Raw genomic sequence first — 18,319 nt, forward strand, 5'->3', positions numbered from 1 at the left:
GACTTATCTACTCGCTTGCGAGCATCGGCACAGTATTACTGTTTCATCTCTTTAATAAACTGATCTGAAGCCTCGATGGAACGTTGCATCTCAGCCAAGAGCCGGTCGATGTCCCGTTTAATGCCACCGAATTCCCCTTTTAAAGAGCCGATCGCCCGTGCATTCAGGTTATGTTTGAGAAACAGAGTATTATCTTTCAAAGCGGATAATACCGGCTGCATCTTCGACTCAGCCCCTTTCAGGCGAGTATGCAGTGCGTTATATCGAGCTTGAGTCTCTTTGAGGGTTTGGGCACTTTGACGCCGTAGTTTTTGACTGCTGTACTGCTCTAGCTCATCCTGCCACTCATCAAATAGCGCCTCAGCAACCTCTTCAACCTGACGAATATTATCGCTCACCGATGTCGCCGCCGCCTCGCTATCATCATAGGCTGACTGCATATCGTTATAGACCGACTCTAACTCGCCACCCTCAAAATTCACCACTTGACGGAACTGCTCGAGAGCAGAGGTAAATTCTTCCTGGGCATCATCCTGAGCACTGCGGGTATCTTCAACCCGATCCACGAGAATATCCCGCTTATGAATACCCACTTGCTCCATCGCAGAGTAGTACGCACTCTGACAGCCACTCAACACCAATGGCAGCGTCAATACGCCGGCCAGCACTAAACGTTTCATCTTTTTTCCTTAAATCGACTTATTGATACGGATATTACCGATTTTGTGATTTTCATTTAGCTCGAGACAGACATCCGCTCGGGTTGGCATCTCTTCGAGCATATTGCGAGTCAGTCGTTCGTAATGCTGAATAAACCGTCTGATTTCGCGCTCATTCATAATCCGTAGATGTTCGGTAGGCTGCTGGGTGTCATAAAAATAACGTACCCGTTCGGCCAGTTTTTTCTCCTGTTGAGAACGCCATTCAAATACCGACTCCATGCTCGGCACTTTCAGCATAATCAACACATCTATCATGTCGAATAACGCTTTATAACGGCCATCAAGTTGCTGATTAACATAGCTTCGCCAGAATCCTAATGGGTCTTCGCTACGTTCCAAGTCATTCACCGGTTCGGCCAGCATCGCCTCCGGCTGGGCCGAAGCGCCAACACACCAGCCTTCTAAGACAATCACATCCGCCTTACCATGCCACTCCTGCCATAAAACCGGTGGACAGCGATCGTCGATCGACTTATCGAAGACGGGTATTTTAACATTCCGCCCCTCATCACCGAACTCACCTTTCAGTCCGCGAATCAGCTCGATACCGAGCTCCACATCATGGGTACCCGGCACGCCGCGAGTACTCAATAACGGATGAATTCTGTGCGCCAAGCCTTCCCGCGCCTCTCGGGTTTCGTAGAGGTCATCAATGGATAGGCCTACCACTTTAAGATCAAACCCCTCTTCGAGAATCACCTCTAGCAAGTTAAACAGGGTGGATTTACCCGCCCCTTGAGCGCCATTAATACCGACCACCAGCGGCCCCTGCTGTTGCTCTTTACGCGCCACCAGCCACGCACCCAGTGGTACATAGATACTTTCCAACAACTCCACGAGGCCGATATCGACCTTTAATGATTCGAGGGTCGAAGCGAAGGCACGCTCCACTCGACGGATCGCTTCCTCCCGTGTTTCTTTCGTCAGACAAAGCTGATCCTTGGGCCATTGACACAGTGCACTCATAATATGGTCTCCTAGTTATTGACCCGATTATCTCGCAGCCACTGCTGTATTGCGTTTATCTGTTCGGTTTCCATCAACGAGGGTGCATGGGCCATACCAGGTATGCGATAGAGATCCATCTCGGGCCGCAACGACTGCATCCGCGCCACCGTATCGGCCTGTAAGACATCGGACTGATCCCCCCAGATTAATAGCTGCGGGCAGTTCACTTGACGCCAAAATGGCTCCAGATCGATATCTTGTCCCTGAACATCGGGGTTCTGCTCGGCGATCCGTGGATCATAATGAAGACCATAAGGCTTATCCGTGTTTGGCTCTTCGGTAATCCGGCGATGACCATATTTTGCCAGATGCTGCCACTGTTTATCCGTCAGCCCCTGATAGGCGCTATAGGTACGCCGCATATACTGTTCTATCTCAGCCACGGAGCTAAAACGGTGATCGCCTAAATACTCAGCAATCCGCTGCAGAGCCGCTTTATCAATAAAGCAGCCGATATCATTCAATACCAAAGAGCGAATCGGCGAGTTAGGCAGAGCAGCTAAACAGATACCGATGATGCCGCCCATCGATGTCCCGACCCAATCGACCTGTTCAACATCTAAACGGGCCAATAATGTCGCCATATCACTCATGTAGCGAGGGATATCATACGCAATCCCAGGGGGTAGCCAGTCACTCTCCCCGCGACCCGGCATATCGGGGCAGATCACTCGATAATCTCGTGACAGTGCCCGCGCTAATTCATCAAAATCACGACTATTTCGCGCCAGACCATGCACGCAAACCAATACCCGTTCATTATCGGCACTGCCCCATTCGTGATACACCACCCGGTGAAACCCCGTGGGATCAAGCGCCATTACGGATTCTGTTCGCATCACTCTCTCCTGTCATCTAAAACACCGCTTTAGACGTAAAGCTAACATCTACCCAACAATTGTAAAGGTAGAACAATGCTACTAACTCACCTAAACCGATGTATTATGATCAATGAATCAATAACCACAGCTTACAGATGGGCAGGCAATGGCGGAACAGCAATCTTTATCTTGGTATCAGAATAATAAGCGATGGCTACTACCCCTAGTGATTTTACTCAGTGCGGTGGCTACCTTTGCGATCCTAAAAATGACGAAGCCAACCGCCCCCTCAAAGCCGCCGCAGGAAAAAGTTTGGACGGTTAGGGTGATTCCAGCAGCACCGGCCAGCTATTCGCCACAGTTATCACTCTATGGCCGCATCGAGTCACCCAGCAGCAGCACCCTGTCCTCCTCGATTAACGCCTTTGTCGAGAAACGCCTCGTGGCCGAGGGCGACAACGTCCATGAAGGACAACTACTGGTACAGCTTGATAACCGTGATGCCTCGCTACTGCTCGCCCAAAAACAAGCCGACGTTGATCGCATCAAAGCCCTCATCGCCGCCGAGAAGGTCAGCTATCAAGCAAATATTAAAGCTCTCAAAATTGAGCAAGAGCTCGTCAACCTGACCCAACGCACCCTGAAACGTTATCAGGACCTTAACAGCCGCAACCTCACCAGCCAAAATCAACTGGATGACGCCCGTCGTACCAAGCAACTGCAAGCCCTATCGCTCAACAGTCGCCAACAATCCATTGATGACCATCCCAATCAACTGGCGCAACTGGAAGCACAACTGAAACAGTCGATCGCCCTGCGTGACAGTGCTGCACTGGATTTAGAGCGTAGCCAGATAACGGCCCCGTTCACCGGTAGGATTGCCGAGATCAGTATCGCTGCCGGAGAACGAGTACGCAGTGGTGACCCTATCTTAACGGTCTATCACACCGGCTCTCTCGAAGTGCGAGCGCAGATTCCTAGCCGTTATCTGCCGCAGCTACACCAACAACTCAAACAGGGAAAAGCCATCATGGCCACCGCATTGCTCGATGGCCAATCCCTTGATCTAACCCTTGAGCGCTTTGCGGCCGCGATGAACAGCGGCAGCGCCGGCGTCGATGCTTTATTTCGTATTAATGCCGATGATTATCGTGGCGAACCGGGGCGGTCTGTCTCACTCGAGCTCACCATGCCAGAACAGCACAATCTACTCTCGTTACCGCCACAAGCGATCTTTGGCACCAATAGAATTTACACCGTCAAAGACAATCGATTACAGGCCAACACCGTCACCCGAGTGGGCGACAGACGTGATCGCGATGGCCGGTCCAACGTATTAGTGCACAGTGAACAACTGCAACCCGGTGATCTAATCCTAGCGACGCAGCTACCCAATGCTATGACCGGCCTGCTAGTCGAGATTGCCAATGACAAGCCCGTTTCAGCCGCGACAGCAACGGAGTAGATGATGTCGAGCAGCCAAGGGCCTCTCAAGAACCTAATCTCCCTGTTTGCCGAGCACCGGGTGGCTTCCAACCTGCTGATGATGCTGATGATATTGGCCGGCATCTGGGGGCTAAAAAAGCTCAACACCCAGTTTTTCCCCACCTTTGAGCTCGACATTATCACCGTGGCCGTTCCCTGGAGCGGCGCTGCCGCCGAAGATGTGGAGAGCTCCATTATTCTACCGATTGAACGGGAGTTAAAATCGGTCAACGGTATCGACACACTCTACTCAACCGCCACCCAAGGCTCCGCATCCATTCGTATCGAGTTAGAAGAGAACAGTGATGTCGCTTATATCCTCGATGAAGTTAAGCAGAAAGTCGATGGCATCACCAATCTACCGGCCGACGCTGAAAAACCGATCGTGCAGCAGGTCATCCGCTATGACAATATTGCTCGCTTATTAATCACTAGCCCCACCGCCAGCCAACAGGAACTGCGTATTCTGGCCCGCACCTACGAGCGGGAACTACTGCAGCGAGGCATTCGTAAAATCGATTTTGTCGGTTTACCTGAAGAAGAGATCGCCATTCAGATCTCATCCAGCCGGCTGCATGAACTCAACCTCAGCCTGAGTGACGTGGCTCAGATTATTAATCTGCGTAGCGTCGACCTCCCCGCAGGCACAGCGGCCCAAGGGGACGGCTCACGCCAGATTCGTAGTCTCAGCCAACAACGGGATGTCACCGGTTTCAACCAGTTGCCCTTGATTACCGACAACAATGGCCAGTTACTGCGACTAGGCGACATTGCCACCATTGACTGGCGCAATCAGGACAACCAAACCTATTTGAGCTATCAGGGCCAACCGGCCATTCAACTACTGTTACGACGCACCGAAAACGATGACACCCTCAAAGCCGCGGCTATTATGCGCGAGTGGCTAGCAGAACGAACCCCAACGTTGCCGCCGGATATTCAACTGATCGCCTTTGATGAAGGCTATGAAGCGATTCAAGACCGTATCAATCTGCTGATCAAAAACGGCGTCAGCGGCTTAGTGCTGGTTATCGCCATTCTATTCTTGTTCCTCAATGCCCGCGTGGCCTTCTGGGTCACCATCGGTATTCCGGTCTCCTTTATGGCCACCCTAGCCGTGCTTTACGGTATCGGTGGCAGTATCAATATGATCAGTCTATTCGGCATGATCATGGCACTGGGTATTATTGTTGATGATGCCATTGTCGTCGGAGAAGATACCCTTACGCACCTACAGATGGGCGAACCGGGGTTACAAGCCGCCATCGGCGGGGCACACCGCATGCTCGCACCGGTCATGGCCTCATCATTGACCACCATTGCAGCGTTTTTGCCCCTATTATTAATTGGCGGCATTATTGGCAATATTCTTATCGATATTCCCACCGTGGTGATCTGCGTCATCCTTGCCTCGGTGGTGGAATGCTTTTTGATTCTGCCCGGCCATCTGCATCACAGTTTACATAAAGCCGCCGACCTCCACCCTTCCGCCATCCGTATCAAACTGGATGCCGCCTTCAATAATTTTAAGAATGGCCGCTTTCGAGGCTGGGTTGAAAATGCCATCGAGTTTCGTTGGGTCACGATTACCATCGCCTTTGCCGCCTTTATTATTGCCATTGGCCTGGTCAGTAGCGGGCGGATAAAATTCAACTTTTTCCCCGCCGTTGAGATGGAAACCCTGAACGCCAATATTCAGTTTACCTCCGGTAGCAGTCCAGATCAGGTAGACCGTTTCCTTCAACATCTGGATCAGACACTGCGGCAAACTGAACAGGATCTCGGTGGCAATCTCGTCAAAATGGCGCTGCAAATTCACCGCAAAACCAACAGTAGCCGCACCAGTGAAGGGTCGAATCAGGGTGATGAATTTGGTGCTCTCTATGTGCAGCTCACCCCCATCGATAGCCGTGAAATCACTAACAGTGAGATCATTAGCCAGTGGCGGCGTAAAATCATACTGCCCGCCGGTATCGAAAAATTCACCATCGATCTCAACCGCACCGGCCCACCGGGAAAATCACTTGAGGTGAAGCTGATAGGCTCCGATGTCGACAAACTCAAAGCCGCATCACTGGCGGTGCAGGACAGCCTGCGTCAATATGACGGTGTCAGCAATGTTGACGATGACCTCCCCTTTGGTAAATCCCAGTTAATTTACCAACTCACACCGGAGGGCAAAACCTCAGGTTTGACCCTCAGTGCTGTCGGTCGTCAACTCAGAGCCGCCTTTGATGGTCAACTAGTGCAGATTTTCAATCGCGGTGAAGATGAGGTTGAAGTCAGAGTCGTGTTGCCCGATCACGAACGAGACCGTTTCAGCGCCTTAGAGAACCTACCTATTATCTTACCGTCCGGCGGTAGTGCGCCCTTGGCAAACGTGGTGCAATTTGCGGATAAACAGGGGCTCGACCGACTGCAACGGATCGATGGCCAATTAGCCATCAAGATCAGCACGGATCTCGATGAGACGGTCGCCAATGCCAACGAAATAATCGCCGACCTACAGGCGGGTAAACTTCAGCAGATCACCTCCGAGTTTGGCGTGCAGGCGAGCTTTGAAGGGCGGAATAAAAATCAGCGAGAAACCCTCGCCGATATGCAGATGGGGCTATTAATCGCCCTGCTGCTAATCTTTATTATCCTCAGCTGGGTATTCTCATCCTATAGCTGGCCCTTCGCCGTGATGCTGGCGATCCCCCTGGGGCTCACCGGCGCGATTGCCGGACATGTACTAACCGGTCAAACCCTTACTATTCTGTCGTTGTTTGGCTGCTTCGGCCTATCCGGTATCGTGATTAACGATTCGATCGTATTGATCACGTTTTACCAGAAGCTGCGCAAACAGGGTATGGAGGTGCATAAAGCGATCGTTGAAGCGGCCTGCCAGCGCCTGCGGGCCGTATTACTCACCTCACTGACCACCATTGCCGGGCTCACACCGATTCTGTTCGAAACCTCGTTACAGGCCCAGTTTTTGATTCCCATGGCGACGTCACTGGTGTTTGGACTGGCCTTCGGTACGGTGCTGATTCTATTGGTGGTACCGGCGTTACTGGTCACCCTTGAAAATGGCAAAGCGATACTAAAAAACGTCATCCGGGGGCAACACAGCACTCCGAGCTAATCCCAGCATCTATAGCAATCTGCATATCCGCCGGTATGCAGACCTAGCCATTCATCTAGCCCCGTCGCTCTTTTCTAGAGATAAACGTTAATTGATGCTGGGTTTCATTGGCCTGCCGACTTCCATCCGGTATAATTTTCGCTCTTTTGACAGCGGCTAATTACAAGGCATTTCAATGAATCCAGATCTGCAGAAGCTTCAGCCATATCCATTTGAAAAATTGGCTAAGCTGAAAGCCGGGGTAACCCCACCAACCGAACTCGACCATATTGCCCTTTCTATCGGTGAACCCAAACACCCATCGCCGGCTTTTGTGCTCGATGAACTGAAAAACAATCTGGATAAACTGGCTAACTATCCCACCACCGCTGGCACCATTGAGCTACGTCAGACCATCGCCGATTGGGCTAGCCGTCGTTTCTCACTCAAAAGTGGCAGCCTCACCGGCGAACTCAATGTTCTACCGGTACTGGGGACGCGGGAAGCGATTTTTGCCTTTACCCAATGTGCGATCGACAGAGCACCAGCAAATAATGAAACACCGTTACTGCTGTCACCAAATCCGTTTTATCAGATTTATGAAGGGGCCGCCTACCTGTCCGGTGCCGAGCCTTACTACCTGAGTTGCACCGCAGAGAATAACTTTGTACCGGATTTCGATGCTGTACCAGCGTCGGTCTGGCAGCGTTGTCAATTACTGCTACTCTGCTCGCCGAGCAACCCTACCGGGGCGGTGACCGATGCAGATACACTGGCTAAACTGATTGCACTATCTGATCAGTATGACTTTGTCATCGGCTCCGATGAGTGTTATTCCGAGATCTATTTCGATGAAGCACAACCACCGGTCGGTCTATTAGAAGTCTGCGCTCGTCTGGGTCGAGATGATTATAAAAACTGTATCGTCTTTCATAGCCTGTCGAAGCGCTCAAATCTTCCGGGGCTGCGCTCTGGATTTGTCGCAGGCGACGCACAGCTGATCAAACCCTTTACCAGTTATCGCACCTATCACGGCTGCGCTATGTCGATTCCAACTCAACTGGCTAGCATTGCCGCTTGGAACGATGAAGCCCACGTATTGGAAAACCGTGATAAGTATCGGGAAAAATTTGCCGCTGTGGTTGAGATTCTAAAACCGGTGATGGATGTCGACTTTCCCGATGCAGGCTTCTATCTATGGGCAGCCACACCGATCGCTGATGATCTATTCGCACAGGGGTTGTTTGCGCAACAAAATGTCACCGTACTACCCGGTAGCTATGTTTCCCGGCCAGATCAGGAAGGCAACCTACCCGGCGCTAACCGAGTACGCATGGCATTAGTGGCGACTCTCGACGAGTGCGTTGAAGCCGCGTGGCGTATCCGCCGCTTTGTCGAATCACTGACAAACTGAGGAGGCTAGAATGATCACTATGTATGGCATCCCCAACTGCGACACCGTGAAGAAAGCCCAACGTTGGTTAACGGCGAATCAGATCGACTTTAGCTTTCACGATTTTCGCAAAGATGGCCTCACTGAAGCCCAACTGCGTGAATGGATTGCCACACTGGGCTGGGAAACCTTGCTCAATAAGCGTAGCACCAGTTGGCGCGCCCTCAGTGATGAGGTCAAAAATAACATCGACGAGAGCTCGGCTATCCGAGAGATGCTCGCCACGCCGACGCTGATTAAGCGTCCCGTACTGAACCATGATGGACAGTTCATCGTCGGCTTTAAAGAGAGCGACTACCAAACGCTGTTGCCATAAAAACATATTCTGCATCAGGGGCCTTCAATGAAGGCCCCTGAGCTACACCTATTATTAAAGACCTTACGCTAAGGTCTTATGACAAGTTCTATGGAGTTTCACACATGAGTACATTTGCATTCGGCCTAGGTATTGGCACTAAATCATCTGACGGTGAGTTGCTGGAAGTTTATTATAACGGCCCACTCCTCAATCCTTCTGACGCACTGATCAAAGCAGCCACCGATGCGGTAGGCTACACCGGCGGTAACCAAGCGATTGAACTATCTGCAGAGCAGCTAAGCGCGTTGGAATCAGCCTTTTTAGCCATCGATGCTGAAGATCAGGCCGAGATCATCGAGATCTGCAAAGGCACCCATCAGCCAATGATTCTGACCGTGCTAGAAACCGATGCTGACCCAGAATCTACCGCTGAGGTTTACCTCAAGCTGACCCTGCTGTCACACCGTCTGGTTAAGCCTCACGGTCTCAACCTCAACGGCATGTTCGGCAAACTACCTAACGTTGCTTGGACAAACGAAGGCGCTATCTCGCTGAATGACCTGCCAAAACGCCAACTGGCGGCACGCGCTCAGGGCCGCATTATCGATGTTCACTCAGTGGATAAGTTCCCTAAAATGGCTAACTACGTGGTCCCTGCCGGTACTCGTTTAGCGGCGACTTCCCGTATTCGTCTCGGCGCACACGTCGGCGAAGGCACTACCGTGATGCATGAAGGTTTCATCAACTTCAATGCCGGCACCCTAGGCGTCAGCATGGTTGAAGGTCGTATCTCCGCTGGGGTTGTGGTCGGTAACGGTTCTGACTTGGGTGGCGGTTGCTCTACGATGGGCACCCTGTCCGGCGGTAACAATGTGGTGATCTCCGTTGGCGAAAACTGCCTACTGGGCGCCAATGCTGGTTTAGGTCTGCCATTGGGCGATCGCTGTACCATTGAAGCGGGTCTGTACGTGACCTCTAGCTCAAAAGTCACCCTGCTGGATGATCAGAACATCGAAGTAGCCACTGTTAAAGCAGCGGAACTGGCCGGCAAGCCCGACCTACTGTTCCGTCGGAACTCACAGAACGGTCGCATCGAAGTGAAGACCAACAAATCGGCTATCGAGCTGAACGAAGAACTGCACGCTCATAACTAAGCACGCAGTTTTACGGGTGCTGCCTGAGGTAGCACCCGACCTCCCCTCATTGCCCGACGTTAAGGTAAGCCCTATGACCCAACTTTCTCCGACTATCGAACTAGCCAAACAACTGATCTCACGTCGCTCCGTGACACCGGAAGATGACGGCTGTCAGGAACTTATGATCGAACGGCTAGCCGCGTTGGGATTTCATACCGAACGTCTGCAGTTTGAAGAAGTAACCAACTTCTGGGCGCGTCGAGGCACCGAAGGGCCCCTATTCTGCTTTGCGGGTCATACCGATGTCGTGCCGACAGGGCCTGAAGCCAACTGGAGCCACCCACCGTTCGATCCGATTATTGAGGATGGTTTCCTCTGTGGCCGAGGCGCCGCCGATATGAAAGGCAGCCTAGCCGCCTTCGTCACGGCATTGGAGCGCTTTATTGAGCACCACCCCGATCATGACGGCTCTATCGCCCTACTGATCACCAGCGATGAAGAGGGCCCGTTCGTTAACGGTACCACTCGAGTCATCGATCACTTAGAAGCGCGCAACGAGAAAATCACCTGGTGTATTGTTGGCGAACCTTCTAGTACCGAGAAAGTCGGTGATGTTATCAAGAATGGCCGACGGGGTTCCATTAGTGGCGACCTAACGATCCATGGCGTACAAGGCCACGTTGCTTATCCACACCTTGTGAAAAACCCGATCCACCTCGCCGCGCCGGCACTAAATGATCTGGCCTGTGAGGTCTGGGATGAAGGCAATGCATTCTTCCCTCCCACCAGCTTCCAAATCTCCAACGTTCATGCGGGCACCGGCGCTACCAATGTTGTGCCAGGAGAGATTAATGTGCAGTTTAATCTGCGTTTCTCTACCGAAGTCACCGCCGAACAGATCAAAGAGCGGATCTACGCCATCCTAAACCGCCACGGCCTGAACTTTGATATTAATTGGACCCTCAGCGGCCACCCTTTCATTACCGATCGGGGTGACCTTGTCGATGCCTGTGTCGATGCTATTCAATCGATCACCGGCTTAGATACAGAGCTATCCACCTCCGGCGGCACCTCCGATGGGCGCTTTATCGCGCCAACTGGGGCACAGGTCGTTGAGCTGGGCCCGATTAATGCCACGATTCATAAGGTGAATGAGCGCGTCAAAGCGGCGGATCTCGATACTCTCTCATCACTGTATGAGAATATTTTAGCCAAGTTATTGGCACGGTAATCCTGATGAGCTTTGATCTAAACTGCCCCGTCTGCCTACAGCCGCTACAGGGCGATTTGAAACATCTCGAATGCCCCGAACGGCATAGCTATGATGCGGCGAAACAGGGTTATTGGAATCTATTACTCGCCAATCAGAAACGCTCAAAAGATCCCGGCGATAATGCCGCGATGGTACTCGCTAGACATGAATTTTTAGCCCTTGGCTATTATCAACAGCTTGCCGATACCATCGCCTCACGCTTAGCGGAACGCGCCGCTGAACAGTCATCCCCTCGGATACTGGATATGGGCTGCGGTGAGGGCTACTACACCCTGCGGATGCAACAACAGTTGGATCAGCGCAATATTGACTATCAGCTAGCCGGATTGGATATCTCCAAGCATGCCATTAAAGCAGCCTGCCGCCAGAGCAAAGCGATCACCTGGATGGTCGCTTCCGGCGCTCGTATGCCCGTGGCCGATGCATCACTGGATCTGATATCGGTACTGTTCAGCCGCTTGATGCCTGAGGAGTTCAGCCGCACCCTAAAACCCGGCGCAGAACTCCTGATCGCTTACCCCGGCGAGGATCACCTAATCGAACTACGCAACCTAATCTACGATGAGGTACGCCACTCCGGCTTTACCCCAGAATCCGTATTGGGCGAATCCTTTGAGCATTTGGCCACCGAAACCATTAGCTATCAATTCAGGCTGCCGACCCCAGCCCAGATTGATCAGCTGTTAGCGATGACACCCCACGGTTGGCGCATTACCCAAACCGCGCGGGAGCGCCTTGCCGCATTACCACAGTTAGAGCTCACCCTGGATGTTCGTCTGGCACGCTTTCGACGAATCTGAAGCATGCGTCAGTCTAGCCTAAAGCAGCGCCTGCGCTTACGCCTGATACGCCGCGCCGATAATATCAAACAAAACCTTGCCATCTTGATGGCCGGCCTCGGCCTCTTTATGCTCGGTTTTATTGCCTTAGTGCTCGCCCAATTTCTCTTAGCAGACAGCATGCAGCGAGATATTATTGCCCTGATCGGCCTGATTTTTGTAATTGGCGGCGCAATCATCGCAGCCTTCGGCTATATTAGCCTGAGCATCCTGAGAATTTTTCGCTTTCTGTTAACCGACATTCAACCCAACAAGAACACAGACGCTCACCATGACCGATAACCAACGCCACCCCGATATTGAGATCTATATCAAAGACCGCTCACTAGAGCGCATCACCCGCTGGCTAGAAGAGATCTGCAGTGCTGTGACACGGGAGTTTGAACAGGGACAGGTACACCATTTCAACGGTGTTATCGATGGCCAGAAGGTTCCCATCATGATTCATGAGAAAGTCTCAGGTAAGGCTTGGACCAGCGTTTGGTTTAACTCAGACAAAACCCCTTGGATCAAAGACCTCGACTGCGCAGAGCAGGCCGCCCGCGAGCTAGATACTCAGATTCGCTGTATTGCTAGTGGATGGACATCCGGTGATGATCCCGATGAGTGGTGGAAGGTTGAGCAGGGAAATATTGAAAAAATTAATTGGCAGAGCTAAATAACAGATGGCTAGACCTTAGCTAAGCGCTAGCCGGATTAAGCTCTGGCGCTAAACTGCTGCCCCGAACGATCAATCTCATCCAGCATCAAACGGCCTGCCGATGCCAACCCCATGCGCGCAAAATCATCGCCCGCGGTTGCGGCGCGGTACGGCGTGTTCGCTTGTACCGAAAGATGACTCAGCAAATAAGCAAAATCCCCTGGGTGATCTTCATTCACCGCACTATTCAAACGGCTTACCACCTCATCGGTATAGAGTGAATCAGGGTCGGGATAAGCCACTGGCTCGTCGGTCGGCAAACTGAAGCCGCTGGTTGAGGTTTTCGTTTTTTGGGTCTGGTCTTCCGTGGCATTGATCAAGCTTAACAGCATAGAGAATTGTGCACCCCGTCCCTCGTTGACCGCTTGGGTCAACGACGAGGTATAACTCTCGATCCGCTGTTCTAACTGCTCAATCCGTTCTAGCTGCATCAAAAAACCACATCTCAGGGTTAAAATAGAGTCAGTTATAGATCGGCTTTAAAACGAATTTCTTTAATTGTTTCTAAGACTTATTCCGTTTAATCATCCGTTATCAGCCAAGAGCAGCCAACCTCGGCTAATCGACCGAAGTGCTAGGCAATGCCAGATATGCGATAAAGGCCTGAACCAACTGGTTCGTATGCACCTCTGGCGGTACAACCACCGACATATGACGGGATAATGCTAATGGCGTTTGCAACACCACCAATTCCTCTCGCTGCAGCTCATCAGCGATCGCTAGCTGCGACAAACAGCCGATACCCAACCCAGCCTTTACTGACCGCTTAATCGCCTCCTGACGATTCAGCGCCATGACAGGCCCCACCTGAGCACCCACCTGCTGCATCGCCCGATCAAATACCGCCCGAGTGCCTGACCCCTGCTCCCGCAAAATCCAACGCTGCTGAGGCATCTGCTCGATCGATAATCTCCCCTGCTGTGCTAAGGGGTGTGACTGACTACAAAACACCTGTAAATAATCTTCTCGCCAGGGCAGGATTTGCAACTGTTGATGGGAGGCCGGCCCCTCGATCAAGCCGATATGAGCCTGGCCTTTCTCCAACCGCTCGATCACTTCCTGAGTATTGGCTATCTGTAGATTTGGCTCGACATCTGGATGTCCCTCTAAAAACCCCGACATAACCGACGGAAACAGATAGCTGGCAATGGTGACACTGGCGGCCACCCGAAAAGGCCCACTGACACCACTACTATAAGGCGTTTTCAAGCTAGCTACGTTGATCAGAATATCCCGCACCCGAGGCAACACTTGCTGCCCCGCATCGGTGATCTCCAACTCACGGCCGACGCGACTAAACAACCGGTAGCCCAGCATCAGCTCTAACTCTTTCAATGCCTGACTCGCAGCCGACTGACTCAACGCCTGCTCATCTGCCGCCGCCGTGAGCCGCCCCAGCCGCGCGGTCGCTTCAAATATCTTTAATTGCCTAAACGAAATCGCCATTGTTCGGTTTTTCTTATATCTAGTGTTAGAAACATCCATTTTACTAAACATTATAAACACGGGAAGATGGCTCCGTCACCCTAAATGACCACCCGCTAATTAGCGTATACGGAGAGCTACTCGTGCCTCGGATCATTCTACTACCACTTATTGCAGCCCTAGCCCTCGGGCTTGCCAGCCTAGATGCCATCGCACAGTTAGGTTTAAGCGCGCTACCCTTGGCGATCTTAATGGGCATCATCTGGGGACACTTTGATCACAAACCTCAAAGTAAGAATGACCAACGGGTCAGCCAGTTTTGTCAGCAACGCTTACTACGCGCGGGTATTGTGTTGTTTGGCTTTAGTCTGAGCTTAGAGCAGATCTTTGCCGTCGGCTGGCAGGCACTGGTATTAGATGCAGTAATGATCTGTACTATTTTTAGCCTTGGCACCTGGATCGGCATCAAGTTTTTCAAGCTGCACCGAGATGTAGCGATTCTAACCTCTGTCGGTAGTGCTATCTGTGGTGCAGCGGCGGTTCTTGCGACCGAATCCGTGCTAAAACCCAAACAGCAACATATCACCATCGCCGTCGCAACCGTGGTGCTGTTTGGCACACTGGCAATGTTTAGTTATCCACTGATCTATCAGTTTGCAGGCATGACCGAGCAATCCTTTGGCATCTATATCGGCAGCACCGTTCACGAAGTCGCTCAAGCCGTAGCGGCCGGCGAATCAATCAGCCCCGAAACCCTACAAACAGCGGTGGTCGTTAAGTTGATTCGGGTGATGATGCTCGCGCCCTTCATTCTGCTACTCAGTTCATTTCTAAGCAGCACCAGCGAGGGTCAAACGGGCAAAAGTAAGGTGATCATCCCTTGGTTTGTGTTTGGCTTTATCGCCGCCACCGGCGTTAATAGCTTCGTCGTGCTCCCCGAACAACTACTAGGCCTCTTAAAAACCGCCAGCCAGTTCAGCCTAGCCTTAGCGATGGCAGCCCTAGGCCTACAAACCCGCTGGGTGACGATCAAACAGGCGGGGCCTAAACCGATGTTGTTAGCGTCGATTCTGTTTGTGATGTTGATCGTGGGTGGTTATGGATTAAATCGGTTCTTGATTAGCATCTAACGCCGTCAGCAACCGATCAATCGCTAGGATTGCACATACTCAATCTGATTGATGTACCAATAAGCCTCACCGGCCGGCGTCCTGATGGCGACTTCGTCGCCAACGGCCTTTTTCAACAGGCCGCGGGCCATCGGTGAATCGATAGAGATGTAATCCTTGCGCTCAAAGATCTCATCATAGCCAACGATGCGAAACCGTTTTACCTCGCCATCGTCGTTTTCAATCTCGACCCAGGCGCCAAAGAACACCTTGCCCTCCTGCTCGGGGGCGTAGTGCACCACACCTAACTCATCGATACATTTACGCAGATAGCGCACTCGGCGATCGATCTCCCGTAACCGCTTTTTATTGTACTGATAATCGGCATTCTCACTGCGATCGCCAAGACTGGCCGCCCAGGTCACCTTCTGAGTCACCTCTGGACGCTCTGTACGCCACAGGTAGTCGAGTTCCGCCTTAAGCTTGTCGTAACCTTCCTGTGTAATTAATCGTGCCTTCATTCGCTTATAGTGCCTTCACATGGATATTTTGTTGATAACTATTCATCGGCCCTGCATTCCAACCCATTCCATAGGCAGAACAAGCCGTATTTTTACCACAGAGGGTATGGAGAACACAGGAAAATAACGCTGCTATTCATCATGCGCTTTATTAGCAGACAAACAACCGGTTATGACGTTATCGGAGCAAAATATTAGACATGAAAAAACCACTCAACGGTGGCCATTTAGTAGAAGTGGTGAGGATTACAGGATGACTTCGCCTTGTAGGACGCTGTCACAAGCGTCAGGCTGTCTCGCTTCGATCGGCTCGAACCTAGCGGCTCTCCAATCCTGTGCGCAGCATAAATTTTAGGCATAAAAAAACCACCCAATGGTGGCCATTTATAAAATAGTGGTGGGTCGTATAGGATTCGAACCTATGACCAATTGGTTAAAAGCCAACTGCTCTACCAACTGAGCTAACGACCCACTATGGCTCCTCGAGCTGGACTCGAACCAGCGACCAATAGATTAACAGTCTACTGCTCTACCAACTGAGCTATCAAGGAACAACCTTTCTCGTTGTGGCGGAGGGGCAGGGATTCGAACCCTGGGAGGGCTATTAACCCTCGCTGGTTTTCAAGACCAGTGCTTTCGACCACTCAGCCACCCCTCCAACGAGGTGCCTATATTAAAGCGCACAAATTTCAAACATAAAAAAACCACCCAATGGTGGCCATTTATAAGAAGTGGTGGGTCGTATAGGATTCGAACCTATGACCAATTGGTTAAAAGCCAACTGCTCTACCAACTGAGCTAACGACCCACACCGAACTTCTTTTTTCCCCATACCACAACTCCGTTAAGAGAAGTGGTGGGTCGTATAGGATTCGAACCTATGACCAATTGGTTAAAAGCCAACTGCTCTACCAACTGAGCTAACGACCCGTTGTGGCTCCTCGAGCTGGACTCGAACCAGCGACCAATAGATTAACAGTCTACTGCTCTACCAACTGAGCTATCGAGGAACAACGTTTCTCGCTATGGCGGAGGGGCAGGGATTCGAACCCTGGGAGGGCTATTAACCCTCGCTGGTTTTCAAGACCAGTGCTTTCGACCACTCAGCCACCCCTCCAGCGAGGTGCCGTATATTAAAGGATTCCGCGTTTGTGTCAACACTTGGGAATAGAAAAAGTGAATATTTGACTAAAAATATTCATATCTTTTCCTCAACCCATATTCTTAACCCTTAATTCATGCCCAAACGGTACTTTTCACCATAAGTTGCACTACGGCGATACTCACCCGGTGTCATACCGGTCCATTTCTTAAATGAGCGAAAAAATGCCGACGGCTCATCAAAGCCCATCAACGCAGCCACATCGTTAATCGAAAGTTGAGGCGAATCCATATAGTTGATCGCTGCTTTCTTACGACAGTCATCCTTTATCTTCTGATAAGAGCTGTTTTCATCGGCTAACCGACGACGCAGGGTGGACACCGACATGTTCAATTTAAATGCCACCTCCTCCGCTCCAGGCAGCTCCCGACTGAAGTCTTTGCCTAACATCACCTTAACTTGCGAACGCAGGCTTTGGTCGTTATCCACCATCACAATTAACTGATAAGGCGCCGTTTGCAGGAAGGCTCTTAGGCTTTCATCATTCTGAATAATAGGATAATCAAGATAGCGGGCCGAAAACACAATGGCGTTATCATGCTGATCAAACTTAACTTCTGACTGAAACAGTGTCTCATAATGATAACTATCCTCCTGCCGCGGAAAGGTGAAGTACGCGGCTTTCAGATCCAGTCTTGAGCCTATCAACCAACTGATAAAATGGTGCCACATGGACAGGCCTGTCCGGACTACCCCCGCGGGTTCATTTTCCAACAATTCACGCACCTCTTCGGCGGGTACGGAACTAACCGGCGCGAAGGAAAGCTTGGCATAACGGCCTTTGCGCACTAATAGCGGCTTCACTTTCGTGCCTCGGCAAATCTCGTAGAAAGCACTACTGCGGTAGATCGCCTTTTCTAAGGTGGAACAGTGAATAATCGCATGACACATCATGCGAAAAGTCCCATTCGGCACTCGCCCTCCCGAGACCATACCAAATGATTCATCTTGCGCGGTCCACATAATACGCTGATAAAGCTGACCGAATTTGACAGCAGAAAATTCGGTTCTCTGTTCGATTTCTGTCGGATCTATGCCAACTTCGGCCAACAGCTCATCTAGGTTGTAGCCCTGTTTTTCTACCTGAGACAGCAGATACCGGACATAACCGGTTGGAACGGTGATGGTCTTTTCCATCTTTCTTCTCTTCTTTTCTCTTACTTTCTTTAATGTTACAAAATATAGGTACGATGCGTTTAACTTATATCATGAAAAACCAAAAAAAATAGCCGAGACATTTTTTGTCAGTGATAATGACAGC

General features: G+C 51.2%; 17 protein-coding genes and 7 tRNA genes. 10 read left to right on the plus strand and 14 right to left on the minus strand.

The window, feature by feature from the left end; all coding sequences use genetic code 11:
• Nucleotides 1-35: 35 nt before the first annotated feature.
• Genes EH243_RS05785 through EH243_RS05795 form a run of 3 tightly spaced genes read right to left on the minus strand, consistent with a single transcriptional unit; the run spans nt 36 to nt 2,569 of the window.
• Nucleotides 36-680, minus strand: coding sequence for a DUF2959 domain-containing protein (locus EH243_RS05785; protein WP_126157702.1), 645 nt, complete (start codon nt 678-680; stop codon nt 36-38).
• 9 nt (nt 681-689) lie between these two features.
• Nucleotides 690-1,688 (minus strand): hypothetical protein, encoded by a 999-nt coding sequence (locus tag EH243_RS05790; protein ID WP_126157703.1) that lies wholly within the window; start codon nt 1,686-1,688, stop codon nt 690-692.
• An 11-nt stretch (nt 1,689-1,699) separates the two neighbouring features.
• A complete protein-coding gene (locus EH243_RS05795; protein WP_126157704.1) occupies nt 1,700-2,569 on the minus strand; it encodes an alpha/beta fold hydrolase in 870 nt (289 codons plus the stop codon).
• Between the two features lie 148 nt (nt 2,570-2,717).
• On the opposite strand from EH243_RS05795, the gene EH243_RS05800 reads away from it, so the two are divergent.
• The 9 genes from EH243_RS05800 (at nt 2,718) to EH243_RS05840 (ending at nt 12,799) form a co-directional block, all read left to right on the plus strand.
• A complete protein-coding gene (locus tag EH243_RS05800) occupies nt 2,718-4,016 on the plus strand; it encodes an efflux RND transporter periplasmic adaptor subunit (RefSeq protein ID WP_126157705.1) in 1,299 nt (432 codons plus the stop codon).
• A gap of 3 nt (nt 4,017-4,019) precedes the next feature.
• On the plus strand, nt 4,020-7,163 hold the full coding sequence (locus EH243_RS05805; protein WP_126157706.1) for an efflux RND transporter permease subunit: 3,144 nt from the start codon (nt 4,020-4,022) through the stop codon (nt 7,161-7,163).
• A gap of 175 nt (nt 7,164-7,338) precedes the next feature.
• Nucleotides 7,339-8,556 (plus strand): succinyldiaminopimelate transaminase, encoded by a 1,218-nt coding sequence (dapC, locus tag EH243_RS05810; RefSeq protein ID WP_126157707.1) that lies wholly within the window; start codon nt 7,339-7,341, stop codon nt 8,554-8,556.
• Nucleotides 8,557-8,566: 10 nt separating this feature from the next.
• On the plus strand, nt 8,567-8,911 hold the full coding sequence (locus EH243_RS05815; protein ID WP_126157708.1) for an ArsC family reductase: 345 nt from the start codon (nt 8,567-8,569) through the stop codon (nt 8,909-8,911).
• A gap of 104 nt (nt 8,912-9,015) precedes the next feature.
• Entirely contained in the window at nt 9,016-10,047 is a 1,032-nt protein-coding gene (gene dapD / locus EH243_RS05820) for a 2,3,4,5-tetrahydropyridine-2,6-dicarboxylate N-succinyltransferase (protein WP_126157709.1), read from the plus strand.
• Between the two features lie 73 nt (nt 10,048-10,120).
• On the plus strand, nt 10,121-11,260 hold the full coding sequence (dapE, locus tag EH243_RS05825; RefSeq protein WP_126157710.1) for a succinyl-diaminopimelate desuccinylase: 1,140 nt from the start codon (nt 10,121-10,123) through the stop codon (nt 11,258-11,260).
• 5 nt (nt 11,261-11,265) lie between these two features.
• On the plus strand, nt 11,266-12,102 hold the full coding sequence (locus tag EH243_RS05830; protein ID WP_126157711.1) for a putative RNA methyltransferase: 837 nt from the start codon (nt 11,266-11,268) through the stop codon (nt 12,100-12,102).
• Nucleotides 12,103-12,105: 3 nt separating this feature from the next.
• Entirely contained in the window at nt 12,106-12,423 is a 318-nt protein-coding gene (locus EH243_RS05835; protein ID WP_126157712.1) for a hypothetical protein, read from the plus strand.
• Nucleotides 12,413-12,799: a hypothetical protein gene (locus EH243_RS05840; RefSeq protein ID WP_126157713.1), complete on the plus strand. Its 387-nt coding sequence runs from the start codon at nt 12,413-12,415 to the stop codon at nt 12,797-12,799. The genes EH243_RS05835 and EH243_RS05840 overlap by 11 nt, the downstream gene beginning before the upstream one ends.
• A 38-nt stretch (nt 12,800-12,837) precedes the next feature.
• Here the strand turns inward: EH243_RS05840 and EH243_RS05845 are convergent, their stop codons facing one another.
• Both EH243_RS05845 and EH243_RS05850 read right to left on the minus strand, forming a co-directional pair.
• Complete coding sequence (locus EH243_RS05845) at nt 12,838-13,272, minus strand: hypothetical protein (RefSeq protein ID WP_126157714.1); 435 nt, start codon at nt 13,270-13,272, stop codon at nt 12,838-12,840.
• A 127-nt stretch (nt 13,273-13,399) separates the two neighbouring features.
• Nucleotides 13,400-14,287, minus strand: coding sequence for a LysR family transcriptional regulator (locus tag EH243_RS05850; RefSeq protein ID WP_126157715.1), 888 nt, complete (start codon nt 14,285-14,287; stop codon nt 13,400-13,402).
• Nucleotides 14,288-14,409: 122 nt separating this feature from the next.
• Here EH243_RS05850 and EH243_RS05855 point away from each other — a divergent pair, with 122 nt between their 5' ends.
• Nucleotides 14,410-15,396 carry a YeiH family protein gene (locus tag EH243_RS05855; RefSeq protein WP_126157716.1) on the plus strand — a complete coding sequence of 329 codons (987 nt, stop codon included), beginning with the start codon at nt 14,410-14,412 and terminating at the stop codon, nt 15,394-15,396.
• 23 nt (nt 15,397-15,419) lie between these two features.
• Here EH243_RS05855 and greB read toward each other — a convergent pair whose 3' ends face one another.
• The 9 genes from greB to EH243_RS05900 all read right to left on the minus strand — a co-directional run bounded on the left by greB (nt 15,420) and on the right by EH243_RS05900 (nt 18,195).
• The gene (gene greB / locus EH243_RS05860; RefSeq protein WP_126157717.1) at nt 15,420-15,896 is read right to left on the minus strand and encodes a transcription elongation factor GreB; all 477 of its coding nucleotides are present in this window, start codon (nt 15,894-15,896) and stop codon (nt 15,420-15,422) included.
• A 395-nt stretch (nt 15,897-16,291) separates the two neighbouring features.
• Nucleotides 16,292-16,367 (minus strand) — tRNA-Lys (locus EH243_RS05865).
• A 4-nt stretch (nt 16,368-16,371) separates the two neighbouring features.
• Nucleotides 16,372-16,447, minus strand: a tRNA-Asn gene (locus tag EH243_RS05870).
• A 16-nt stretch (nt 16,448-16,463) separates the two neighbouring features.
• Nucleotides 16,464-16,554 (minus strand) — tRNA-Ser (locus EH243_RS05875).
• Between the two features lie 74 nt (nt 16,555-16,628).
• Nucleotides 16,629-16,704: transfer RNA gene (locus EH243_RS05880), tRNA-Lys, on the minus strand.
• 46 nt (nt 16,705-16,750) lie between these two features.
• Nucleotides 16,751-16,826, minus strand: a tRNA-Lys gene (locus EH243_RS05885).
• Nucleotides 16,827-16,830: 4 nt separating this feature from the next.
• Nucleotides 16,831-16,906: transfer RNA gene (locus EH243_RS05890), tRNA-Asn, on the minus strand.
• Nucleotides 16,907-16,922: 16 nt separating this feature from the next.
• Nucleotides 16,923-17,013, minus strand: a tRNA-Ser gene (locus EH243_RS05895).
• Nucleotides 17,014-17,127: 114 nt separating this feature from the next.
• A complete protein-coding gene (locus tag EH243_RS05900; RefSeq protein ID WP_126157718.1) occupies nt 17,128-18,195 on the minus strand; it encodes an AraC family transcriptional regulator in 1,068 nt (355 codons plus the stop codon).
• Between the last annotated feature and the right edge of the window lie 124 nt (nt 18,196-18,319).

The sequence above is a fragment of the Amphritea opalescens genome (assembly GCF_003957515.1).
Lineage (GTDB): Bacteria > Pseudomonadota > Gammaproteobacteria > Pseudomonadales > Balneatricaceae > Amphritea > Amphritea opalescens.